Origin of the sequence: Luteimonas yanweni (assembly GCF_039548475.1) — a bacterium.
GTDB lineage: Bacteria > Pseudomonadota > Gammaproteobacteria > Xanthomonadales > Xanthomonadaceae > Luteimonas.
The window spans coordinates 16,888-36,634 of record NZ_JBCLVC010000019.1; the positions used below are offsets into that span (position 1 = coordinate 16,888).

The 19,747-nt window shown below is 66.0% G+C and carries 32 protein-coding genes; all 32 read right to left on the bottom strand.

Annotated elements, in window-relative coordinates; all coding sequences use genetic code 11:
- Positions 1-51: 51 nt before the first annotated feature.
- A complete protein-coding gene (locus WCE39_RS14065) occupies positions 52-558 on the bottom strand; it encodes a disulfide bond formation protein B (RefSeq protein WP_343277342.1) in 507 nt (168 codons plus the stop codon).
- 91 nt (positions 559-649) lie between these two features.
- Positions 650-1,024 (bottom strand): 50S ribosomal protein L17, encoded by a 375-nt coding sequence (rplQ, locus tag WCE39_RS14070; RefSeq protein ID WP_343277310.1) that lies wholly within the window; start codon positions 1,022-1,024, stop codon positions 650-652.
- Positions 1,025-1,049: 25 nt separating this feature from the next.
- The gene (locus WCE39_RS14075) at positions 1,050-2,048 is read right to left on the bottom strand and encodes a DNA-directed RNA polymerase subunit alpha (protein ID WP_343277311.1); all 999 of its coding nucleotides are present in this window, start codon (positions 2,046-2,048) and stop codon (positions 1,050-1,052) included.
- A 49-nt stretch (positions 2,049-2,097) separates the two neighbouring features.
- Positions 2,098-2,733, bottom strand: coding sequence for a 30S ribosomal protein S4 (rpsD, locus tag WCE39_RS14080; RefSeq protein ID WP_343277312.1), 636 nt, complete (start codon positions 2,731-2,733; stop codon positions 2,098-2,100).
- 14 nt (positions 2,734-2,747) lie between these two features.
- Complete coding sequence (rpsK, locus tag WCE39_RS14085; protein ID WP_343255862.1) at positions 2,748-3,137, bottom strand: 30S ribosomal protein S11; 390 nt, start codon at positions 3,135-3,137, stop codon at positions 2,748-2,750.
- Positions 3,138-3,149: 12 nt separating this feature from the next.
- Positions 3,150-3,506: a 30S ribosomal protein S13 gene (gene rpsM / locus WCE39_RS14090; protein ID WP_343277313.1), complete on the bottom strand. Its 357-nt coding sequence runs from the start codon at positions 3,504-3,506 to the stop codon at positions 3,150-3,152.
- Between the two features lie 346 nt (positions 3,507-3,852).
- A complete protein-coding gene (gene secY, locus WCE39_RS14095) occupies positions 3,853-5,208 on the bottom strand; it encodes a preprotein translocase subunit SecY (RefSeq protein ID WP_343277314.1) in 1,356 nt (451 codons plus the stop codon).
- A 7-nt stretch (positions 5,209-5,215) separates the two neighbouring features.
- Complete coding sequence (rplO, locus tag WCE39_RS14100; RefSeq protein WP_343277315.1) at positions 5,216-5,650, bottom strand: 50S ribosomal protein L15; 435 nt, start codon at positions 5,648-5,650, stop codon at positions 5,216-5,218.
- A gap of 4 nt (positions 5,651-5,654) precedes the next feature.
- Positions 5,655-5,852, bottom strand: coding sequence for a 50S ribosomal protein L30 (gene rpmD / locus WCE39_RS14105; RefSeq protein ID WP_144892887.1), 198 nt, complete (start codon positions 5,850-5,852; stop codon positions 5,655-5,657).
- Positions 5,845-6,384: a 30S ribosomal protein S5 gene (rpsE, locus tag WCE39_RS14110; RefSeq protein WP_343277316.1), complete on the bottom strand. Its 540-nt coding sequence runs from the start codon at positions 6,382-6,384 to the stop codon at positions 5,845-5,847. Before rpsE ends, rpmD begins: the two co-directional genes overlap by 8 nt.
- Before the next feature lie 170 nt (positions 6,385-6,554).
- Positions 6,555-6,908 carry a 50S ribosomal protein L18 gene (gene rplR, locus WCE39_RS14115; protein WP_343277317.1) on the bottom strand — a complete coding sequence of 118 codons (354 nt, stop codon included), beginning with the start codon at positions 6,906-6,908 and terminating at the stop codon, positions 6,555-6,557.
- 30 nt (positions 6,909-6,938) lie between these two features.
- Positions 6,939-7,466, bottom strand: a complete 528-nt coding sequence (rplF, locus tag WCE39_RS14120; protein ID WP_343277318.1) for a 50S ribosomal protein L6 — start codon at positions 7,464-7,466, stop codon at positions 6,939-6,941.
- A gap of 13 nt (positions 7,467-7,479) precedes the next feature.
- Complete coding sequence (gene rpsH / locus WCE39_RS14125; protein ID WP_343277319.1) at positions 7,480-7,875, bottom strand: 30S ribosomal protein S8; 396 nt, start codon at positions 7,873-7,875, stop codon at positions 7,480-7,482.
- An 86-nt stretch (positions 7,876-7,961) separates the two neighbouring features.
- Positions 7,962-8,267, bottom strand: a complete 306-nt coding sequence (gene rpsN / locus WCE39_RS14130) for a 30S ribosomal protein S14 (protein WP_343255870.1) — start codon at positions 8,265-8,267, stop codon at positions 7,962-7,964.
- A 15-nt stretch (positions 8,268-8,282) separates the two neighbouring features.
- On the bottom strand, positions 8,283-8,825 hold the full coding sequence (gene rplE / locus WCE39_RS14135) for a 50S ribosomal protein L5 (RefSeq protein ID WP_343277320.1): 543 nt from the start codon (positions 8,823-8,825) through the stop codon (positions 8,283-8,285).
- A gap of 10 nt (positions 8,826-8,835) precedes the next feature.
- Positions 8,836-9,150, bottom strand: a complete 315-nt coding sequence (gene rplX / locus WCE39_RS14140) for a 50S ribosomal protein L24 (RefSeq protein WP_343277321.1) — start codon at positions 9,148-9,150, stop codon at positions 8,836-8,838.
- Between the two features lie 22 nt (positions 9,151-9,172).
- Positions 9,173-9,541 carry a 50S ribosomal protein L14 gene (gene rplN, locus WCE39_RS14145; protein ID WP_343255873.1) on the bottom strand — a complete coding sequence of 123 codons (369 nt, stop codon included), beginning with the start codon at positions 9,539-9,541 and terminating at the stop codon, positions 9,173-9,175.
- 12 nt (positions 9,542-9,553) lie between these two features.
- Positions 9,554-9,820: a 30S ribosomal protein S17 gene (rpsQ, locus tag WCE39_RS14150; protein ID WP_343255874.1), complete on the bottom strand. Its 267-nt coding sequence runs from the start codon at positions 9,818-9,820 to the stop codon at positions 9,554-9,556.
- A 13-nt stretch (positions 9,821-9,833) separates the two neighbouring features.
- Entirely contained in the window at positions 9,834-10,019 is a 186-nt protein-coding gene (gene rpmC / locus WCE39_RS14155; protein ID WP_343277322.1) for a 50S ribosomal protein L29, read from the bottom strand.
- Positions 10,019-10,432 (bottom strand): 50S ribosomal protein L16, encoded by a 414-nt coding sequence (gene rplP / locus WCE39_RS14160; RefSeq protein WP_343277323.1) that lies wholly within the window; start codon positions 10,430-10,432, stop codon positions 10,019-10,021. Before rplP ends, rpmC begins: the two co-directional genes overlap by 1 nt.
- A 3-nt stretch (positions 10,433-10,435) precedes the next feature.
- Positions 10,436-11,176: a 30S ribosomal protein S3 gene (gene rpsC, locus WCE39_RS14165; protein WP_343277324.1), complete on the bottom strand. Its 741-nt coding sequence runs from the start codon at positions 11,174-11,176 to the stop codon at positions 10,436-10,438.
- Between the two features lie 4 nt (positions 11,177-11,180).
- A complete protein-coding gene (rplV, locus tag WCE39_RS14170; RefSeq protein WP_343277325.1) occupies positions 11,181-11,516 on the bottom strand; it encodes a 50S ribosomal protein L22 in 336 nt (111 codons plus the stop codon).
- A 10-nt stretch (positions 11,517-11,526) separates the two neighbouring features.
- Positions 11,527-11,793 carry a 30S ribosomal protein S19 gene (gene rpsS, locus WCE39_RS14175; protein ID WP_343255879.1) on the bottom strand — a complete coding sequence of 89 codons (267 nt, stop codon included), beginning with the start codon at positions 11,791-11,793 and terminating at the stop codon, positions 11,527-11,529.
- A gap of 6 nt (positions 11,794-11,799) precedes the next feature.
- Positions 11,800-12,627, bottom strand: coding sequence for a 50S ribosomal protein L2 (gene rplB / locus WCE39_RS14180; protein WP_343277326.1), 828 nt, complete (start codon positions 12,625-12,627; stop codon positions 11,800-11,802).
- 10 nt (positions 12,628-12,637) lie between these two features.
- A complete protein-coding gene (gene rplW / locus WCE39_RS14185) occupies positions 12,638-12,937 on the bottom strand; it encodes a 50S ribosomal protein L23 (protein WP_343277327.1) in 300 nt (99 codons plus the stop codon).
- Positions 12,934-13,539 carry a 50S ribosomal protein L4 gene (gene rplD, locus WCE39_RS14190; protein WP_343277328.1) on the bottom strand — a complete coding sequence of 202 codons (606 nt, stop codon included), beginning with the start codon at positions 13,537-13,539 and terminating at the stop codon, positions 12,934-12,936. Before rplD ends, rplW begins: the two co-directional genes overlap by 4 nt.
- Positions 13,540-13,551: 12 nt before the next feature.
- Complete coding sequence (gene rplC, locus WCE39_RS14195) at positions 13,552-14,205, bottom strand: 50S ribosomal protein L3 (protein ID WP_343277329.1); 654 nt, start codon at positions 14,203-14,205, stop codon at positions 13,552-13,554.
- Positions 14,206-14,215: 10 nt separating this feature from the next.
- On the bottom strand, positions 14,216-14,527 hold the full coding sequence (gene rpsJ / locus WCE39_RS14200) for a 30S ribosomal protein S10 (RefSeq protein WP_024891232.1): 312 nt from the start codon (positions 14,525-14,527) through the stop codon (positions 14,216-14,218).
- Positions 14,528-15,031: 504 nt separating this feature from the next.
- A complete protein-coding gene (tuf, locus tag WCE39_RS14205; RefSeq protein ID WP_343277330.1) occupies positions 15,032-16,222 on the bottom strand; it encodes an elongation factor Tu in 1,191 nt (396 codons plus the stop codon).
- 52 nt (positions 16,223-16,274) lie between these two features.
- Positions 16,275-18,365: an elongation factor G gene (gene fusA, locus WCE39_RS14210; RefSeq protein WP_343277331.1), complete on the bottom strand. Its 2,091-nt coding sequence runs from the start codon at positions 18,363-18,365 to the stop codon at positions 16,275-16,277.
- A gap of 134 nt (positions 18,366-18,499) precedes the next feature.
- Positions 18,500-18,967, bottom strand: coding sequence for a 30S ribosomal protein S7 (rpsG, locus tag WCE39_RS14215; protein WP_343277332.1), 468 nt, complete (start codon positions 18,965-18,967; stop codon positions 18,500-18,502).
- Positions 18,968-19,069: 102 nt separating this feature from the next.
- The gene (gene rpsL, locus WCE39_RS14220) at positions 19,070-19,444 is read right to left on the bottom strand and encodes a 30S ribosomal protein S12 (RefSeq protein WP_343277333.1); all 375 of its coding nucleotides are present in this window, start codon (positions 19,442-19,444) and stop codon (positions 19,070-19,072) included.
- Positions 19,445-19,747: the final 303 nt, after the last annotated feature.

Genomic DNA, 19,747 nt, shown 5'->3' on the forward strand with positions numbered 1-19,747 from the left:
CACTGCAGCGACGGCCATCATCCGCCGCCGCGCCCCGGATCGCAATGGTCGTCAGCGGCGGCCGCGCCAGCGGAATGCCGCGAACACGAAGAATGCCGCCAGCAGCACGAACCAGACCAGGCTCCAGGCGGGCATCGAGAGGCCGAGGAACGTCCAGTCGACGGTGCCGCAGTCGCCGGTTCCGGTCAGCACCTTGCGGATCACGTTGGCCGCCGACATGGTTTCGCGAAGGAAGGACAGCGGCGGGCCGCAGGCGGGCAGCTCCGGGGGGTTGTACTGGATCCAGACATGGCGCCCGGCGATCGCCATCCCGACCGCGGCGGCCAGGAAGCCGAGAACGCCATAGAACGCCCTGCCCGCGGCGGCGCGCGGCGCGTGCAGGCCGGCGAGCAGGAACACCACGCCCAGCGCGGCGAAGGCGATACGCTGGAAGATGCACAGCGGGCACGGATCCAGCCCCCATGCGAACTGGGAGTAGATCGCAAAGCCGATCAGCGCCGCGCAGATCGCGAAGCCGGACAAGCACTGCTGGCGGAACGACCAGCGGAACGGATTCAGGTTCATCGATGGGCTCGCGTAAAACGGACGCCAAGATAGCAAAAACCCCGGCGCAGGGCCGGGGTTTTGCAATGGCGGACGACGGCGGTGATTACTCCGCCGCGGCCTCCGGCCGGTCGACGAGCTCGACGTAGGCCATCGGCGCGTTGTCGCCGTCGCGGAACCCGCACTTGATGATGCGCAGGTAGCCGCCCGGACGCTCGCGGTAGCGCGGGCCCAGGTCGACGAACAACTTGCCCACGGCTTCCTTGTCGCGCAGGCGCGAGAAGGCCAGGCGGCGGTTTGCGACGCCGTCGGTCTTGCCCATGGTGATCAGCGGCTCGGCGACGCGGCGGAGCTCCTTGGCCTTCGGGAGCGTGGTCTTGATCAGCTCGTGCTTGAGCAGCGACGCCGCCATGTTGGTGAACATGGCATCGCGGTGTGCGCTGGTGCGGCTGAACTTGCGGCCGGATTTCTGGTGGCGCATGGTCTTGGTTCCTGTCTGTCTGGTCTTAGCCGAGCATGCCGTGCGCCGAGACGCCGGCCGGCGGCCAGTTCTCGAGCTTCATGCCGAGCGAGAGGCCACGCTGGGCCAGCACTTCCTTGATCTCGGTGAGCGACTTCTTGCCGAGGTTCGGGGTCTTGAGCAGCTCGACTTCCGTCTTCTGGATCAGGTCGCCGATGTAGTAGATGCTCTCGGCCTTGAGGCAGTTGGCCGAACGCACCGTCAGCTCCAGGTCGTCGATCGGGCGCAGAAGCACCGGATCCACGCCCGGGGTCTGGGCCTTCTGGTCGTTGCCCTCGCGGCGGGTGAAATCGCCGAAGACGCTGAGCTGGTCGGTGAGGATGTCGGCGGCGGTCCGCACGGCTTCCTCGGCGTCGATCGTGCCATTGGTCTCGATGTCGAGCACCAGCTTGTCGAGGTCGGTGCGCTGTTCGACGCGGGCCGCTTCGACTTCGTACGCCACGCGGCGGACGGGCGAGAACGACGCGTCCAGCATCAGGCGACCGATCGAACGGGTCTCCTCGTCCGGGCGGCGACGGGCGGCGGCCGGCTGGTAGCCGAAGCCGCGCTCGATCTTCAGGCGCATGTTGATCGACGCATCCTTGGTCAGATGGCAGATCACGTGCTCGCCGTTGAGCACCTCGACGTTATGGTCGGTCTTGATGTCGGCAGCGGTCACGACGCCCGGGCCGGACTTGGCCAGGGTCAGCGTGGAGCTGTCGCCGGTGCCCATGCGGATGGCGACGTCCTTGAGGTTCAGCAGGACCTCGAGCACGTCCTCCTGCAGGCCTTCGATGGTGCTGTATTCGTGCAGCACGCCGTCGATCTCGACCTCGGTGATGGCGAAGCCGGGGATCGACGACAGCAGCACGCGGCGCAGGGCGTTGCCGAGCGTGTGGCCATAGCCGCGCTCGAGCGGCTCGATCACGACCTTGGCGCGATTGCCGGCGAGTCGTTCGATCTGGGGGCCACGCGGGCGCAGGACCTGGTTGGCGGTAACCGTCATGTTTGGTGTCTCCTGTGGCCTGCCGGGGTGGACCGGCGGGCCGGGTGAATTACTTCGAGTACAGCTCGACGATCAGCGCTTCGTTGATGTCCGCGGGCAGGTCGCCGCGGTCCGGGACCGCCTTGAACACGCCGCTGAACTTCTTCGAGTCGACCTCGACCCAGGACGGCGACAGGTCCATCGTCGCAGACACCGTCAGTGCCTCCTGGACGCGCATCTGCTTCTGTGCCTTCTCGGACAGCGCGATCGCGTCGCCTGCCTTGACCTGGTAGGACGGCAGGTTCACGGACTTGCCGTTCACCGTGACGCCGCGGTGCGACACCAGTTGGCGCGCGGCCGGGCGGGTGATCGCGAAGCCCATGCGGTAGACAACGTTGTCCAGGCGGGTTTCCAGCAGCTGCAGGAGGTTCTCGCCGGTGTTGCCCTTCGTGGTCGAGGCCTTCTTGTAGTAGTTGCGGAACTGGCGCTCCAGCAGGCCGTAGATGCGCTTGACCTTCTGCTTCTCGCGAAGCTGCAGGGCGTAGTCGGAGAGCTTGCTGCGGCGTGCGCCGGTGCCAGCGCCGTGCTGGCCGGGCTTCTGCTCGAGCTTGCACTTGGAATCGAGCGCGCGGGCGGGCGACTTCAGCGAGAGGTCGGCGCCTTCGCGACGGGCGAGCTTACAGGTGGGTCCGATATAACGAGCCATTTCTTATCGCCCCCTTAGACGCGACGCTTCTTCGGCGGACGGCACCCGTTGTGCGGGATTGGCGTCACGTCGATGATGTTGGTGATCTTGTAGCCCACGTTGTTGAGCGAGCGGACGGCGGACTCACGGCCCGGGCCCGGGCCCTTGATGCGGACTTCAAGAGACTTCACGCCGTAGTCGAGCGCAACCTTGCCTGCCTTTTCGGCGGCGACCTGGGCTGCGAACGGGGTGGACTTGCGCGAGCCGCGGAAACCCGCGCCACCCGAAGTCGCCCACGACAGGGCGTTGCCCTGGCGGTCGGTGATCGTGATGATGGTGTTGTTGAACGAAGCGTGGACGTGGGCGATGCCGTCGGTGACGACGCGCTTGATCTTCTTCTTCGGTTTGGCTGCCGGCTTGGCCATGGTCGTGGTTCCTTATTTCCTGATGGCCCTGCGCGGACCCTTGCGGGTGCGTGCATTGGTCCGGGTGCGCTGGCCACGAAGCGGCAGGCCGCGACGGTGGCGAAGGCCGCGGTAGCAGGCCAGGTCCATCAGACGCTTGATGGCCATGCCGATTTCGCGGCGGAGGTCGCCCTCGACCGCGAACTTGCCGACTTCGGCGCGCAGGCGCTCGACGTCCGGCTCGGAGAGGTCGCGGATCTTGGTGGACGAATCCACGCCTGCGGCTTCGCAGACCTGCTTCGAACGGGTACGGCCAATGCCGTAGATGCTTTGCAGCCCAACCCAGACGTGCTTCTGGGCAGGCAGGTTGACACCTGCAATACGCGCCATGCGCGGATCTCCAACTGTTTGGGGCGGCCGAACGGGGTCATTCGGCGCAGTGAACAAGAAATTGTATCAGAATCCCGGAAGTCAATAAAGCCCGCGGCCGCCAAAAAAGCGTCCGACCGGCCCGGCATGGGGAGTGTGCCCATGCTCCGGCGACGGTTCCCTGGCTGGACGGACCCTTGGGGGGCCTGCCCGCCCGGCGCTACTCTGGCGCCGGGACTGGCCTGGGAACCACCTGCACGCGGGATCGCCACGCAGGTCGCCCATCAAGGCCCGGCCGTGCAACGGCCGGACCGGGATCCCCAGGCGAGGCCGCGAGTTGCGGCTGCCCCGGGATCCGTTCGAATCTTCAGCCGCGCGGCAAGCCGCGCGCGCCACCCTTGAGGTTGGACTTCTTCAGCAGGCTCTCGTACTGGTGCGACATCAGGTGCGCCTGGATCTGCGAGATGAAATCCATCACCACCACCACCACGATCAGCAGCGACGTGCCGCCGAAATAGAACGATGCGTTGAGCTCGGTGCGCATGAACTCGGGCAACAAGCAGACCAGCACCAGATAGGTGGCGCCGGCAGCCGTCAAGCGGGTCAACACGCCGTCGATGTAGTCGGCCGTGGCCTTGCCCGGGCGGATGCCGGGGATCAGCGCGCCCGACTTCTTCAGGTTGTCCGCGGTTTCCTGGGAGTTGAAGACCAGGGCGGTATAGAAGAAGGTGAAGCCGGCGATCAGGCCCGCGTAGAGCAGGATGTACAGCGGCTCGCCCGGCGACAGCGCCTGGCTCACCCGCTGCAGCCAGGTGGCCGAACCGGCCTGGCTGAACCAGGTCGAGGCCGTGGCCGGGAACATGATGATCGACGACGCGAAGATCGCCGGGATCACGCCCGCCATGTTGAGCTTGAGCGGCAGGAACGAGCTCTGGTTCATGTACGCGTTGCGGCCACCCTGGCGGCGCGCGTAATTGACCGTGATCCGGCGCTGGCCGCGCTCGACGAACACCACGAAGTAGGTGAATGCGACCACGATCAACGCGATCATGATCACCGCGATCGGGCTCATGTCGCCGTTGCGGGCGGCCTCGAAGGTGGTGATGACCGCACTCGGCAGCCCGGCCACGATGCCGGCGAAGATGATCAGCGAAACGCCGTTGCCGATGCCCCGCTCGGTCACCTGCTCACCCAGCCACACCAGGAACATGGTGCCCGCGGTGAGCGCGATGATGGCGGTCAGCACAAAGCCCATGCCCGGGGCGTAGACCACCGGGATGCCGTTGCTGGCGCCCGAGCCCTGCAGCGCGACGGCGATGCCCGCCGACTGGAACACGGCCAGCGGGATCGAGCCGATGCGTGACCACTGGGTGATGCGGCGCCGGCCCGACTCGCCTTCCTTCTGGATCGCCTTCAGGCTCGGCACGATCTGCACCAGCATCTGGATGATGATCGATGCCGAGATGTAGGGGATCACGTTGAGCGCGAACAGGCTGAAACGCGAAAGCGCACCACCGGAGAACATGTTGAACATGTCCACGATGGTGCCTTCCTGCTGCTCCATCAGGCGCAGCATGGCATCGGGGTTCACGCCCGGCACCGGGATGTAGCAGCCGATGCGGTAGACGATCAGCGCCCCGACGACGAACAGCAGGCGCTGGCGCAGCTCGGTGAACTTTCCGAGCCCGCCCATGCCACCCATTGCGCTGCCGCTGCGTGCCATGCGTCGCTTACTCCTCGACCTTGCCGCCGGCGGCCTCGATGGCCGCGCGCGCGCCGGCCGTGGCCAGCACGCCCTTCAGCACCAGCGCCCTGGTCACGTCACCCTTGAGGACGATCTTGGCGCGCTTGGCCGTGGCCGGCACCAGCTTCGCGGCGCGCAGCGCCTTGAAGTCGATGTCGCCCTCGAGGCGCTCGAGCTGGTAGAGCATCACTTCGGCGGTGTCGCCGGCAATGCGCGAACGGAAGCCGACCTTCGGCAGGCGCTTGCGCAGCGGCATCTGGCCGCCTTCGAAGCCGGCCTTGATCTTGCCCTTGCCCGAACGGGCGAAAGAACCCTTGTGGCCACGGCCGGCGGTCTTGCCGAGGCCGGAACCGATGCCGCGGCCGACGCGCTTGCGTTCGGTGCGGGCGCCCTCTGCGGGCTGCATGGTGTTGAGCTTCATGTGCTTATTCCTCGACCCGGACCAGGTAGTGGACCTTGTTGATCAGGCCACGGACCTGGGGGCTGTCCTTCAGTTCGCGGACGGAGTTGAGCTTGCCCAGGCCCAGGGCCTTGACGGACAGGCGATGCTTGGCCTGCGAGCCGCGCAGACCCTTCACCAGGCGCACCTTGACGGTGCCGGTGCCGGCTTCGTTCTTAGCCATTGAGGATGTCCTCCACCTTCTTGCCGCGCTTGGCCGCGATGGCGCCAGGCGAGTGCATGCCGGCCAGGCCCTTGACGGTGGCGCGGACCAGGTTGATCGGGTTGCGCGAGCCGACGGCCTTGGCCAGCACGTCCTTCACGCCCACCGCCTCGAGCACGGCGCGCATGGCGCCACCGGCGATCACGCCGGTACCCTCGGACGCGGGCATCATGAACACGCGGGCGGCGCCGTGGCCGGCCTTCACGGTGTGGTACAGCGTGCCGCCGTTGAGCTCGACGGTCGCCATGTTGCGGCGCGCCTGCTCCATCGACTTCTGGATGGCCATGGGGACCTCGCGGGCCTTGCCATAGCCGAAGCCGACCTTGCCGGCGCCGTCGCCGACGACGGTCAGCGCGGTGAAGGTGAACTGGCGACCACCCTTGACGGTCTTGCTGACACGGTTGACCGTGATCAGCTTCTCGATCATGCCGTCGTCGATTTCTTCGCGGTTGCGGTCGCGGTCACGACCGCGCGGGGCGCGTTCTTCTGCCATTTCGATGTTGCCTGTGTTGTTGAGGGATGTACGGCTTTCAGCCGCTTATGGTTGTGGTGTGGTTCGGTGGTCCGCGTTCCCGGGCAGAAGCCGGGAGGCGTCCGATGCAGCCCGCATCGACAGGTAGGCCCGGGTGGGGACGGTGCCCCACCCTTTCAACGTCTTGACGCTTAGAACTGCAGGCCGCCTTCGCGCGCGGCGTCGGCCAGGGCCTTGATCCGGCCATGATACCTGTAACCGGAGCGATCGAAGGCAACCGAATCGATCCCGGCGGCCTTGGCCTTCTCGGCGATCACGCGGCCGACCTTGGCGGCGGCCTCGGTGTTGCGGCCATTCTTCAGGCCGTCGCGGACGTCGGCCTGGGTGGTGCTGGCCGCGGCCAGGACCTTCGAACCGTCGGCGGTGAACAGCTGGGCGTACAGGTGCTGGCCGGTGCGCAGCACCGACAGGCGCGGGACGCCCAGTTCGCGGATGTGTGCGCGCGTCGACTTGGCGCGGCGCAGGCGGGCAATTTTCTTCTGCATGGTCTCGTTCTCCGAAAGCTGAAGGCCGGCTTAGGCCTTCTTGGCTTCCTTGCGGATGATGTTCTCGCCGGCGTACTTGACGCCCTTGCCCTTGTACGGCTCCGGCGGACGGTAGCCGCGGATCTTCGCAGCGACCTCGCCGACCTGCTGCTTGTCGGCGCCGTTGACCACGATCTCGGTCTGCGTCGGGGTGCTGATGGTGATCCCCGCCGGCGGCTTGAACAGCACCGGGTGGGAGAAGCCGAGGGACAGGTTCAGGTCCTGGCCCTGCATCGCGGCACGGTAGCCGACGCCCACGAGCTCGAGCTTGCGCTCGAAACCCTCGGAAACGCCCTGCACCATGTTGGCGATGACCGAACGCATGGTGCCGGTGATGGCCATCTGGTCCGGGGTCACCGGAGACAGCACGGCCTGGCCGTCTTCCATGTTGAGTTCGACGCCGGCCGGCATCGCCATCGACAGGGCGCCCTTCGGGCCCTTCGCGGCGACGGTGCCGTCCTGGATCTTCAGCTCGACGCCCTTCGGAAGGGCAATCGGCTTCTTGGCAATTCGGGACATTGCGGTTACTCCCTTAGGCCACGAAGCACAGGACCTCGCCGCCGACGCCCTGTTGGCGCGCCTGCGCATCGGTCATGATGCCCTTCGAGGTGGAGATGATGGCGATGCCGAGGCCATTGAGGACCTTCGGCAGGTCGGCCTTGCCACGATACTGGCGCAGGCCGGAGCGGGAAAAGCGCTGCATGCGCTCGATGACCGGACGGCCCTCGTAATACTTCAGCTCGATCTCGAGCTCGGCCTTGGCACCGTTCTCGGTCACGCGCGCGGCGGCGATGTAGCCCTCGTCCTGCAGCACCTTGGCGATGGCCACCTTGGTCCTGGAGGACGGCATCTTCACCGTCGGCTTGCCGACAGCCGCCGCATTGCGCATGCGGGTCAGCATATCGGCGATGGGATCAGTCATGCTCATTGAAAAGTCACCTTATGAGTGCACCGATATCCGCAGGATTGCGAAATCGTTGTCACCGGCCCGGGTGGGGGCCGGCGTGGAACCTTTTACCAGCTGGCCTTGCGCAGGCCGGGCACGTCGCCGTTCATCGTCGCCTTGCGCAGCATGTTGCGGCCCAGGCCGAACTTCTTGTACACGGCGCGCGGGCGGCCGGTCAGGGCGCAGCGCGTGGTCTGGCGCGAAGGCGAGGAGTCGCGCGGAAGCTTCTGCAGCTTGACCGCGGCATCCATCCTCTCCTCGTAGCTCGCCGATTCGCTGCTGACGATTTTCTTCAGCTCGTCGCGCTTGGCGGCGAACTTCTTCGCCAGCTTCGCGCGCTTCACTTCGCGGTTGATCATTGAGGTCTTGGCCATTGTCTCTCTGTCCGGTCAGTTGCGGAACGGGAAGCGGAACGCTTCAAGCAGGGCGCGGGCTTCCTCGTTGGTCTTGGCGGTCGTGGTGATGGCGATGTCCATGCCACGCAGCGCGTCGACCTGGTCGAAATCGACCTCGGGGAAGATGATCTGCTCTTTCACGCCCATGTTGTAGTTGCCGCGACCGTCGAACGACCGGCCGGACACGCCACGGAAGTCACGCACGCGCGGCAGCGCGACGTTGACCAGGCGATCGAAGAACTCGTACATCCTCGCGCGGCGGAGCGTGACCTTGCAGCCGATCGGCCAGCCGTCGCGGATCTTGAACGATGCCACCGAAACGCGCGACTTGGTCACCAGCGCCTTCTGGCCGGAGATCTTGGCCATGTCTGCGGTGGCGTGCTCGAGCACCTTCTTGTTGGCCGCGGCCTCGCCCACGCCCATGTTCAGCGTGATCTTTGACAGGCGCGGGACCTGCATCGGATTCGTGTAGCCGAACTGCTCGGTGAGCTTCGGCACCACTTCTTCCGTGTAGAACTTTTGCAGACGGGTGGTCATTTCACATTCCTCAGGCGTCAATCGCCTCGCCACTCGAGCGGAACACGCGGACGCGGCGTCCATCCTCGAGGATTTTGGTACCAATGCGCTCGCCCTTGCCGGAGGCAGGGTTGAAGTGCATCACGTTCGAAGCGTCGATCGGAGCTTCGCGCTCGATCACGCCGCCCGGCTGGTTGGCCTGGGGGTTCGGCTTGGTGTGGCGCTTGATCATGTTGACGTTGGAGACGACAACCTTCTCGCCGAGCACGCGGACGACTTCGCCCTGCTTGCCCTTGTCCTTGCCGGCGGTGACGACGACGCGGTCACCCTTCTTGATGCGGTTCATGTCGGTTTCCTCTTCGTCCGGCTCAAAGCACTTCGGGTGCGAGCGAGACGATCTTCATGAACTTCTCGGAGCGCAGCTCGCGGGTCACGGGCCCGAAGATGCGGGTGCCGATCGGCTCCTGCTTGTTGTTGAGCAGCACGGCGGCGTTGCCGTCGAAGCGGATCAGCGAACCGTCGGGGCGGCGGACGCCCTTGCGGGTGCGCACCACGACCGCGTCGTAAACCTCGCCCTTCTTCACCTTGCCGCGGGGGATGGCGGTCTTCACCGACACCTTGATGATGTCGCCGATGCCGGCGTAACGGCGCTTCGAGCCGCCCAGCACCTTGATGCACATCACTTCCTTGGCGCCGGAGTTGTCGGCCACGGCCAGGTGGCTCTGCATCTGGATCATTTCGGAGCCTCCTTATTCAGCCGAGCGCGCGACGATCTCGACGACGCGCCAGTTCTTGGTCTTGGACATCGGCGCGATCTCCACCACGCGGACGGTATCGCCCTCGTTGCAGGAGTTTTCCGCGTCATGGGCGTGAAGCTTGGTCGAGCGGCGGATGTACTTGCCGTACAGCGCGTGCTTGACCTGGCGCTCGATGAGCACCGTCACGGTCTTGTCCATCTTGTTGCTGACGACGCGGCCTTCGACCGTGCGCAGCTTCTTTTCGGTATTTTCGGTCATGTCTGCCCGGTCCTTACTGCTTGGCGCCAAGGAGGGTGTTGACGCGAGCGATCTCGCGGCGAACCCGGCGGGCGTCGTGGGTCTTGGAGAGCTGGCCGGTCGCCTTCTGCATGCGGAGGGAGAACGACTCCTTCTGCAGCTCGAGCAGGTGGGCCTTCAACTCGTCCGTCGACTTCTGGCGGAGTTCCTTGATGTCCATCAGCGCACCGTCCGGGTCACGAAAGTGGTGGTGACCGAGAGCTTGGCGGCCGCCAGGCGGAATGCCTCGCGTGCGGTCGCCTCGTCAACGCCCTCGATCTCGTAGATCATGCGGCCGGGCTGGATCTGGGCCACCCAGAACTCCACGTTGCCCTTGCCCGAGCCCATGCGGACCTCGATCGGCTTCTTGGACACCGGCTTGTCGGGGAACACGCGGATCCACATCTTGCCGCCGCGCTTCACGTGGCGGCTGATGGCGCGGCGCGCCGACTCGATCTGGCGCGCGGTCAGCTGGCCGGTCTGAGTGGCCTTGAGGCCGAACTCGCCGAAGCTGACGGCGTTGCCGCTCCAGGCCAGGCCGTCGTTGCGGCCCTTGTGCATCTTGCGGTATTTGGTTCGCTTGGGTTGCAGCATGACTTAGTCCCTCGCCTCGCGATCACGGCGCGGGCCACGCGGACGGTCGCGGTCACCGCGGTCGCCACGCTCGCCACGCGGCGAATCGTCCTGCTTTTCCTGGCCGACCTGGGCGAAGTCGAAGATCTCGCCCTTGTAGATCCAGGTCTTGATTCCAATGATGCCGTAGGTGGTCTTCGCCTCGGCAAAGCCGTAGTCGACGTCGGCGCGCAGCGTGTGCAGCGGCACGCGGCCTTCGCGGTACCACTCCGAACGCGCGATCTCGGCGCCGTTCAGGCGGCCACCGACGTTGACCTTGATGCCCAGCGCGCCCAGGCGCATCGCGTTGCCGACGGCGCGCTTCATCGCGCGGCGAAACATGATGCGGCGCTCGAGCTGCTGCGCGATCGACTCGGCGACCAGCTGCGCGTCGAGTTCCGGCTTGCGGACCTCGGTGACGTTGATGTGCGCCGGGACGCCCATCATCTGGCTCACTTCCTTGCGCAGCTTCTCGATGTCCTCGCCGCGCTTGCCGATCACCACGCCCGGGCGGGCGGTGTGGATCGTGACGCGTGCGGACTTCGAGGGACGCTCGATCATGATGCGGCTGATACCGGCGGCCGCCAGCTTCTTGCGAAGCATGTCGCGGACCTTGAGGTCCGAGATCAGGTACTCGGCGTATTCCTTCTTGCCGGCATACCACTTGGAGTTCCAGTCCTTGGCGATGCCAAGGCGGAAGCCGGTCGGGTGAACTTTGTGGCCCATATGCTTACTTCCCCTCGCCGACAACGACGGTGATGTGGCTGGTGCGCTTGAGGATGCGCGTGCCGCGACCCTTCGCGCGCGCCATGAAGCGCTTCAGCGTCGGACCTTCGTCGACCATGATCGTCTTGACCTTGAGCTGGTCGACGTCGGCACCGAGGTTGTTCTCGGCGTTCGACGTGGCCGAGTACACGACCTTGTAGATCAGGTGCGCCGCCTTCTTGTCGCTGAACTTCAGCAGGTCAAGGGCACGCGAGGCCGAGAGGCCGCGGACCTGGTCGGCGACCAGGCGCGCCTTCTGCGGGGAGATGCGCACGGTGCGCAGGATTGCCTTCGCTTCCATCGTCATCTCCTTAACGCGACTTCTTGTCGCCGCCATGACCCTTGAAGGTCCTGGTCAGTGCGAACTCGCCAAGCTTGTGGCCGACCATGTTCTCGTTGACGAGCACCGGAACGTGGTTGCGGCCGTTGTGCACGGCGATGGTGTAGCCAACCATCTCCGGCAGCACCATCGAACGGCGCGACCAGGTCTTGATCGGACGCTTGGTGTTACCCGCGGCTTCCACCTTCTTGACGAGGTGGTGGTCGACGAACGGGCCCTTCTTGAGTGAACGTGCCATGGTCTATCAGCTCCTGCGGTCGCGCACGATGAACTGCTGCGTCCGCTTGTTATGGCGGGTCTTGTAGCCCTTCGTCGGCACGCCCCACGGGGTGACCGGATGCGGGTTGCCCTGGCCGGCCTTCGCCTCGCCACCGCCGTGCGGATGGTCGACCGGGTTCATGGCCGCGCCGCGGACGGTCGGCTTGATGCCGAGCCAGCGCTTCGCGCCGGCCTTGCCCAGCTTCTGCAGGTTGTGCTCGACGTTGCCGACTTCACCGATGGTGGCGCGGCACTCGGAAGGCACGCGGCGCATTTCGCCCGAACGCAGGCGGAGCGTGGCGTACACGCCTTCACGCGCCACCAGCTGAACGCCGGCGCCGGCCGCACGCGCGATCTGCGCGCCCTTGCCCGGCTTCATCTCGATGCAATGCACCGTGGAGCCGACCGGAATGTTGCGCAGCGGCAGGGTGTTGCCGGCGCGGATCGGGGCGTCGTTGCCCGCGATCACCTGGTCGCCGGCCTTCAGGCCCTTGGGCGCGATGATGTAGCGGCGCTCACCGTCGACGTAGCACAGCAGCGCGATGTGCGCGGTGCGGTTCGGGTCGTACTCGATCCGCTCCACGCGCGCCGGAATGCCTTCCTTGTCGCGCTTGAAATCGATGATGCGGTAGTGCTGCTTGTGGCCACCGCCGATGTGGCGCGTGGTGATGCGCCCGTGGTGGTTGCGGCCACCGGTGCGGCTCTGCTTCTCGAGCAGCGGCGCATAGGGCTCGCCCTTGTGCAGTTCGGGGGCGACCACGCGGACTGCCGAGCGGCGGCCGGCGGAGGTTGGCTTGAATTTCATCAATGGCATGGGGGCTTCCTCAGGCCTTGGCGTTCATGACGTCGATCGACTGACCGTCGGCGAGCTTCACGTAAGCCTTGCGCCAGTCGCCGCGACGGCCGTTGCGATTGCGGAAGGCCTTCTGCTTGCCCTTCACGTTCAGCACGTTCACCGACTCGACCTTGACGTCGAACAGCTTCTCGACCGCGGTCTTGATGTCGGCCTTGGTGGCATCGGTGGCGACTTCGAACGCGTACTGGTTGGAGACTTCCTGCAGGCGCGCGGTCTTCTCGGACACGCGCGGCGCGCGGATCAACGCATAGAGCTTGGCGTCGTTCATGCCAGCCACTCCTCGATCTTCTTGATGGCGTCGGCGGTGACCAGCACGCTGTCGGCACCGACCAGCGAAACCGGATCCAGGCCCTGGACGTCGCGGATCTGCACGTACGGCAGGTTGCGCGCCGACAGGTACAGGCTGTCCGAGGCCTCCTCGGTGACGATCAGCGGACGCTTGCCGAGGTCGAAGCCCTTCAGCTTCTCGGCGAACGCGCTGGTCTTCGTCTCGGTCACGTCGAAGGACTCGACGACCTGCAGGCGGCCCTGGCGGTTGAGTTCGGACAGGATCGCCGACATCGCCGCGCGGTACATCTTGCGGTTGACCTTCTGTTCGAAGCTGCGCGGCTTGGCCGCGAAGGTCACGCCGCCGCCGACGAAGATCGGGGCCGTCAGTGCGCCATGACGCGCGCCGCCGCCCTTCTGCTTCTTCGACTTCTTGGTGGTGCCGCTGACTTCCGAGCGCGTCTTCTGCGCCTTGGTGCCGGCACGGCCGGCGTTGCGGTACGCGACCACGACCTGGTGGACCAGGTCACGGTTGAACTCGCGGCCGAACACAACCTCGGAGACCGACACCGTGTTACTGCTATCCCTGATAGAGAGTTCCATCGTCATCTCTCCTTAACCCTTGCTCGCGGGACGTACGATCACGTCACCGCCCGGCGCGCCGGGAACCGCACCCTTCACGGCGATCAGGCCGCGCTCGGCGTCGACCCGGACCACTTCGAGGTTCTGCGTGCTCTGCTGCACCGCGCCCATGTGGCCGGACATCTTCTTACCCGGGAACACGCGGCCCGGCGTCTGGCGCTGGCCGATCGAGCCCGGCGAGCGGTGCGACAGCGAGTTGCCGTGCGTCGCGTCGCCCATGGCGAAGTTCCAGCGCTTGATCGTGCCCTGGAAACCCTTGCCCTTGGTCACGCCCTGGACGTCGACCATCTGGCCGACCTCGAAGATGTCGGCCTTCACTTCGCCGCCAACCTCGAAGCCACCGACCTGGTCGTCGGCAACGCGGAATTCCCAGAGGCCACGACCCGCTTCCACCTTGGCCTTGGCCAGGTGACCGGCCTCGGGCTTGTTCACCAGCACGGCGCGCTTGCTGCCGACGGCGACCTGCACGGCGCTGTAGCCGTCGGTCTCGCTGGTCTTCACCTGGGTGATGCGGTTGGGGGTGGCTTCGATCAGGGTCACCGGCACGGACTGGCCGCCTTCGGTGAACACCCGGCTCATGCCGGCCTTGCGACCGACGATACCCAGCGAATACTTCTTCGCAGTCATGTCAGTGGCCTCAGGTCAGCTTGATCTGGACGTCGACGCCAGCCGCGAGCTCGAGCTTCATCAGCGCGTCCACGGTCTTGTCGTTGGGGTCGACGATGTCGAGCACGCGCTTGTGCGTGCGGGTTTCGTACTGGTCACGCGCATCCTTGTCGACGTGCGGCGACGTCAGGATGGTGTAGCGCTCGATCTTGGTCGGCAGGGGGATCGGGCCGCGCACCTGGGCGCCCGTCCGCTTGGCCGTTTCGACGATCTCGCTGGCCGAACGGTCGATCAGTCGATGATCGAACGCCTTCAGCCGGATCCGGATCTTTTGGTCCGCCATGACGGAATTCCTTCGTTAAAAGAGCGACAGGCCCGCGGCTGGGTGCGCGGAACCCCAAATGGATTCATCGGTAACCAGGGCTGACGACCCGCGCCCTGGCGACCTTCCCTGCAAAAAACTAGGCAGGCCGGTGACCCGGCCCGCCCAGACGGAGAAGCGAACGTGACAATTCCCCTGGTCCGCTGGATCCCGAAGATCTTCGGGAGGGACCGGGGTACTGCCGCGCGACGTGTTCCCTGTCTGGCGAAAACGAGGTGCGTCCTGCTCCTCATTTCGCGGTTCCGGCAAGCCCCCGAAGGGTCGTGCCGAAGTAGTCGAACATTATAGACACCTAGCCGCCAGCCGCGCAACACCCTCGGCCAACTAATTGCGGGAAACCCACGCCCCGCCGGTGTCGCCAGGCCGTCGGCGTACCGCCGATGGCCGCTGGCGTTATCCGGACCCCCGGTCCGGATCAACGGCAGCACGTATCCCGGCGGCCAACGGCCGCCGGGATACGCGGTTTTACTTGATGATCTTGGCAACCACGCCCGCGCCGACCGTACGGCCACCTTCGCGGATCGCGAAGCGCAGGCCCTCGTCCATCGCGATCGGGTTGATCAGCGTCACCACCATCTTCACGTTGTCGCCCGGCATCACCATCTCGACGCCTTCCGGCAGCTCGCAGGCGCCGGTGATGTCGGTGGTGCGGAAGTAGAACTGCGGACGGTAGCCCTTGAAGAACGGCGTGTGGCGGCCGCCCTCGTCCTTCGACAGCACGTACACCTCGGCCTCGAACTCCGTGTGCGGCTTGATCGAACCCGGCTTGCACAGCACCTGGCCGCGCTCGACGTCGTCACGCTTCGTGCCGCGCAGCAGCAGGCCCGCGTTGTCGCCCGCCTGGCCCTGGTCCAGCAGCTTGCGGAACATCTCGACGCCGGTGACGGTCGTCTTGACGGTCGGACGGATGCCGACGATCTCGATTTCCTCGCCCACCTTCACGATGCCGCGCTCGATGCGACCGGTCACCACCGTGCCGCGGCCCGAGATCGAGAACACGTCCTCGACCGGCATCAGGAAGGTCTTGTCGATGTCGCGCTCGGGCTCCGGAATCCAGGTGTCCAGCGCCTCGACCAGCTTGATGATCGCCGGCACGCCGATGTCCGACTGGTCGCCTTCCAGCGCCTTCAGCGCCGAACCGTGGATGATCGGGGTGTCGTCGCCGGGGAAGTCGTACTTCGACAGCAGCTCGCGCACTTCCATCTCGACCAGCTCGAGCAGCTCGGCGTCGTCGACCATGTCGGCCTTGTTCAGGAACACCACGATGTACGGCACGCCGACCTGGCGCGCCAGCAGGATGTGCTCGCGCGTCTGCGGCATCGGGCCGTCCGCGGCCGAGCACACCAGGATCGCGCCGTCCATCTGCGCCGCACCGGTGATCATGTTCTTCACGTAGTCCGCGTGACCCGGGCAGTCGACGTGCGCGTAGTGGCGCGTCGGCGATTCATACTCGACGTGCGAAGTCGAGATCGTGATGCCGCGAGCCTTCTCTTCCGGCGCCTTGTCGATCGCGTCATAGGCATGGAACTCGCCGCCGAAACGTTCCGCGCCGATCTTCGTCAGCGCCGCCGTCAGCGTCGTCTTGCCGTGGTCCACGTGACCGATCGTGCCCACGTTCACGTGGGGCTTGGTGCGCTCGAACTTACCCTTGGCCATGATTGCAATCTCTTCGAAAGTTGGATGATCTGGTTGCCGTTGCCGGCGCCGCTTACTTCTTCTTCACCACTTCGTCAGCGATGTTCGCCGGCGCGTCCGCGTAGTGGTCGAACTCCATGGTGAAGGTCGCGCGGCCCTGCGACATCGAGCGCAGGGTGGTGGCGTAGCCGAACATCTCGCCCAGCGGGATCATCGCGTTGATGATCTTGCCCGACGGGCTGTCGTCCTGGCCCTGGAGGATGCCGCGACGACGGCTGACGTCGCCCATCACGTCGCCCAGGTAGTCCTCGGGGCTGACGATCTCGACCTTCATGATCGGCTCGAGCAGCACCGGCGACGCGCGATTGAAGCCTTCCTTGAAGCCCATGGAGCCGGCGATCTTGAATGCCATTTCCGAGGAGTCGACTTCATGGTAGGAGCCGTCGTACAGCTTCACCTTGATGTCCACGATCGGATAGCCGGCGAGGATGCCGTTGGCCATCGCCTCCTGGATGCCCTTGTCGACCGCGGGGATGTACTCCTTCGGCACGACGCCGCCGACGATCGAGTTGTCGAACTCGTAGCCGGCGCCCGGCTCCTGCGGCGAGATCTCGAGCCACACGTGGCCGAACTGGCCCTTGCCGCCGGACTGGCGAACGAACTTGCCTTCCGACTTCACCGTCTTGCGGATCGTTTCGCGGTAGGCGACCTGCGGCTTGCCGACGTTGGCCTCGACATTGAACTCGCGCTTCATGCGATCGACCAGGATGTCCAGGTGCAGCTCGCCCATGCCGGCGATGATGGTCTGGCCGGATTCCTCGTCCGTACGCACGCGGAAGGACGGATCCTCCTGCGCCAGGCGACCGAGCGCGATGCCCATCTTCTCCTGGTCGGACTTGGTCTTGGGCTCGACCGCCATCGAGATCACGGGCTCCGGGAACACCATGCGCTCGAGCGTGATGATCGCGTCCTGCGCGCACAGGGTGTCCCCGGTCGCGACGTCCTTCAGGCCGACCGCCGCGGCGATGTCGCCGGCGCGGACTTCCTTGATCTCGGCGCGGTCGTTGGAATGCATCTGCAGCAGGCGGCCGATGCGCTCCTTGCGCGACTTGATCGGGTTGTAGACCTGGTCGCCGGCGTTGAGCACGCCCGAGTACACGCGGAAGAAGGTCAGCGAGCCCACGAACGGGTCGGTGATGATCTTGAACGCCAGCGCCGAGAACGGCGCCTTGTCGTCCGCCGCACGGGTCTCGACCTCTTCGCTCTCGTTGACGCCCTGCACCGCCGGGCGGTCAAGCGGCGACGGCAGCAGCTGGACCACGCCGTCGAGCATCGCCTGGACGCCCTTGTTCTTGAACGCCGTGCCGCAGAACACCGGCACGATCTCGACCTTGATCACGCGCTCGCGCAGGCCGGCCACGATTTCCTCGATGGACAGCTCGCCACCCTCGAGGTACTTGTCCATCAGCGCCTCGTTGGCTTCGGCCGCGGCCTCGACCATGAACGCGCGCGCCTCGGCGGCCTTGTCGGCCAGCTCGGCGGGGATGTCGCGGTACTCGAACACCATGCCCTGCGAAGCGGTGTCCCAGTGGATCGCCTTCATCTTCAGCAGGTCGATGACGCCCTCGAAGCCGTCCTCGGCGCCGACCGGCACCTGCATCGGCACCGGGTACGCGCCCAGGCGCGACTTCAGCTGGCTGACGACCTTGTCGAAGTTGGCGCCGGTGCGGTCCATCTTGTTGACGAACGCCATCCGCGGCACCTGGTACTTGTTCGCCTGGCGCCACACGGTCTCGGACTGCGGCTGCACGCCGCCGACCGCGCAGAGCACGAACACGGCGCCGTCGAGCACGCGCAGGCTGCGCTCGACCTCGATCGTGAAGTCGACGTGCCCGGGGGTGTCGATGATGTTGAAGCGGTGCTGCGGCAGGGACTTGTCCATGCCCGACCAGAACGCGGTGGTGGCCGCCGACTGGATCGTGATGCCGCGCTCCTGCTCCTGCTCCATCCAGTCCATGGTGGCGGCACCGTCGTGCACTTCACCCAGCTTGTGGCTGACACCGGTGTAGAACAGGATGCGCTCGGACGTGGTGGTCTTGCCGGCATCGATGTGGGCCATGATGCCGAAGTTGCGGTAGCGGTCGATGGGAGTGGTGCGGGCCACGGCGATCTCTCTGTATTTGGTCCGCATCGTGCGGACGTGCGAATTGGGTCTGCATCGCCGAATGCCGCCATGTGGCGGCACCCGGCTACGCGATCACTTGGCCTGCGCGCATGCGGCGCGCCGGCCGGGCGCCATTACCAGCGGTAGTGCGCGAAGGCCTTGTTGGCCTCGGCCATGCGGTGGGTTTCCTCGCGCTTCTTGACCGCGCCGCCGCGGTTCTCCGAAGCGTCGATCAGCTCGGCCGCGAGCTTGCGCGGCATGCTGTTCTCGCCGCGCTTGCGGGCGGAGTCGATCAGCCAGCGCATCGCCAGCGCCATGCGGCGCGAGGCACGAACCTCGACCGGCACCTGGTAGGTGGCACCACCGACGCGGCGCGACTTGACCTCGACCGTCGGCGAGATGTTGCCAAGCGCCTTCTCGACGACCTCCAGCGGGCTGGGGTTCTTCTCGCCGATCACGTCCATGGCGCCGTACACGATCTTCTCGGCGACCGACTTCTTGCCGCTGTACATCACCATGTTGATGAAGCGCGCGATGGTCTCGCTGCCGTGCTTCGGGTCGGGCAGCACCGAGCGCTGCGGGGTATTTCCTTTACGCGACATTGTTCGATTCTCAGTAGGGCAGGCCACGGCCCGCCGTTTGTTCCGGATGGCGGGACATCACCCGCCCCGCGAAAACCCTCCCGGGCAGGACGCCCGGGAAACTCAGCCCTTCGGGCGCTTGGCGCCGTACTTGGAGCGGGCCTGCTTGCGCTTGGCGACGCCGGCGGCATCGAGCGAGCCGCGGACGGTGTGGTAGCGCACGCCGGGGAGGTCCTTGACGCGGCCGCCGCGGATCAGAACGACCGAGTGCTCCTGCAGGTTGTGGCCTTCGCCACCGATGTAGGAGATGACCTCGTAGCCGTTGGTCAGGCGCACCTTGGCCACCTTGCGAAGCGCGGAGTTCGGCTTCTTCGGGGTGGTGGTGTACACGCGGGTGCACACGCCACGGCGCTGCGGGCAGTTCTGCAGCGCGGGCGAGTTGCTCTGGTAGGTTTCCGGGCTGCGCGGCTTGCGCACAAGCTGGTTGATCGTTGCCATCAGTGTCGGGTCTTCTGCTCCGGGCACGCGGCCCGCGGTGGTGTGTGGCGGGCCTGGGCCCGGCTCTGGTAGCGCCCCCCGAAGGGATTCGCCGGCCGCACGGTCCAGGTTCCGTACGCAAAAACGAAGGCAGGCGGAGTCAACCCGGCCTGCCGAGACGGAAAAGTATAGCGTGCGCCGACGACCAGCGTCAACGCATGCAATGACGCGGCAGGCGGCGCCCCGTCAACCGGGGCGCGGCCAGGGCCGCAGTCTTCTTTCCCGCCCGTCCTGGGCCGAACACGAAGCGCCTCCATGGCACCT

Bases quoted from the DNA above. Each gene is read 5' to 3' on its own strand.
- rplQ (WP_343277310.1), bottom strand. From the start codon at position 1,024: ATGCGCCACCAGAAATCCGGCCGCAAGTTCAGCCGCACCAGCGCACAC.
- WCE39_RS14075 (WP_343277311.1), bottom strand. From the start codon at position 2,048: ATGACGGTTACCGCCAACCAGGTCCTGCGCCCGCGTGGCCCCCAGATC.
- rpsD (WP_343277312.1), bottom strand. From the start codon at position 2,733: ATGGCTCGTTATATCGGACCCACCTGTAAGCTCGCCCGTCGCGAAGGC.
- rpsK (WP_343255862.1), bottom strand. From the start codon at position 3,137: ATGGCCAAGCCGGCAGCCAAACCGAAGAAGAAGATCAAGCGCGTCGTC.
- rpsM (WP_343277313.1), bottom strand. From the start codon at position 3,506: ATGGCGCGTATTGCAGGTGTCAACCTGCCTGCCCAGAAGCACGTCTGG.
- secY (WP_343277314.1), bottom strand. From the start codon at position 5,208: ATGGCACGCAGCGGCAGCGCAATGGGTGGCATGGGCGGGCTCGGAAAG.
- rplO (WP_343277315.1), bottom strand. From the start codon at position 5,650: ATGAAGCTCAACACCATGCAGCCCGCAGAGGGCGCCCGCACCGAACGC.
- rpmD (WP_144892887.1), bottom strand. From the start codon at position 5,852: ATGGCTAAGAACGAAGCCGGCACCGGCACCGTCAAGGTGCGCCTGGTG.
- rpsE (WP_343277316.1), bottom strand. From the start codon at position 6,384: ATGGCAGAAGAACGCGCCCCGCGCGGTCGTGACCGCGACCGCAACCGC.
- rplR (WP_343277317.1), bottom strand. From the start codon at position 6,908: ATGCAGAAGAAAATTGCCCGCCTGCGCCGCGCCAAGTCGACGCGCGCA.
- rplF (WP_343277318.1), bottom strand. From the start codon at position 7,466: ATGTCCCGAATTGCCAAGAAGCCGATTGCCCTTCCGAAGGGCGTCGAG.
- rpsH (WP_343277319.1), bottom strand. From the start codon at position 7,875: ATGAGCATGACTGATCCCATCGCCGATATGCTGACCCGCATGCGCAAT.
- rpsN (WP_343255870.1), bottom strand. From the start codon at position 8,267: ATGGCCAAGACCTCAATGATCAACCGCGAAGTGAAGCGCGCGAAGCTG.
- rplE (WP_343277320.1), bottom strand. From the start codon at position 8,825: ATGACCACCCGTCTGCAAAAGTTCTACACGGAAGAAGTGGTGCCGAAG.
- rplX (WP_343277321.1), bottom strand. From the start codon at position 9,150: ATGAACCGCATCAAGAAGGGTGACCGCGTCGTCGTCACCGCCGGCAAG.
- rplN (WP_343255873.1), bottom strand. From the start codon at position 9,541: ATGATCCAGATGCAGAGCCACCTGGCCGTGGCCGACAACTCCGGCGCC.
- rpsQ (WP_343255874.1), bottom strand. From the start codon at position 9,820: ATGACCGAAAATACCGAAAAGAAGCTGCGCACGGTCGAAGGCCGCGTC.
- rpmC (WP_343277322.1), bottom strand. From the start codon at position 10,019: ATGGACATCAAGGAACTCCGCCAGAAGTCGACGGACGAGTTGAAGGCC.
- rplP (WP_343277323.1), bottom strand. From the start codon at position 10,432: ATGCTGCAACCCAAGCGAACCAAATACCGCAAGATGCACAAGGGCCGC.
- rpsC (WP_343277324.1), bottom strand. From the start codon at position 11,176: ATGGGCCACAAAGTTCACCCGACCGGCTTCCGCCTTGGCATCGCCAAG.
- rplV (WP_343277325.1), bottom strand. From the start codon at position 11,516: ATGGAAGCGAAGGCAATCCTGCGCACCGTGCGCATCTCCCCGCAGAAG.
- rpsS (WP_343255879.1), bottom strand. From the start codon at position 11,793: ATGGCACGTTCACTCAAGAAGGGCCCGTTCGTCGACCACCACCTCGTC.
- rplB (WP_343277326.1), bottom strand. From the start codon at position 12,627: ATGCCATTGATGAAATTCAAGCCAACCTCCGCCGGCCGCCGCTCGGCA.
- rplW (WP_343277327.1), bottom strand. From the start codon at position 12,937: ATGAACGACGCCAAGCTCTATGCGTTGATCCGCGCGCCGCGCGTGTCC.
- rplD (WP_343277328.1), bottom strand. From the start codon at position 13,539: ATGGAACTCTCTATCAGGGATAGCAGTAACACGGTGTCGGTCTCCGAG.
- rplC (WP_343277329.1), bottom strand. From the start codon at position 14,205: ATGACTGCGAAGAAGTATTCGCTGGGTATCGTCGGTCGCAAGGCCGGC.
- rpsJ (WP_024891232.1), bottom strand. From the start codon at position 14,527: ATGGCGGACCAAAAGATCCGGATCCGGCTGAAGGCGTTCGATCATCGA.
- tuf (WP_343277330.1), bottom strand. From the start codon at position 16,222: ATGGCCAAGGGTAAGTTCGAGCGCACCAAGCCCCACGTGAACGTGGGC.
- rpsG (WP_343277332.1), bottom strand. From the start codon at position 18,967: ATGTCGCGTAAAGGAAATACCCCGCAGCGCTCGGTGCTGCCCGACCCG.
- rpsL (WP_343277333.1), bottom strand. From the start codon at position 19,444: ATGGCAACGATCAACCAGCTTGTGCGCAAGCCGCGCAGCCCGGAAACC.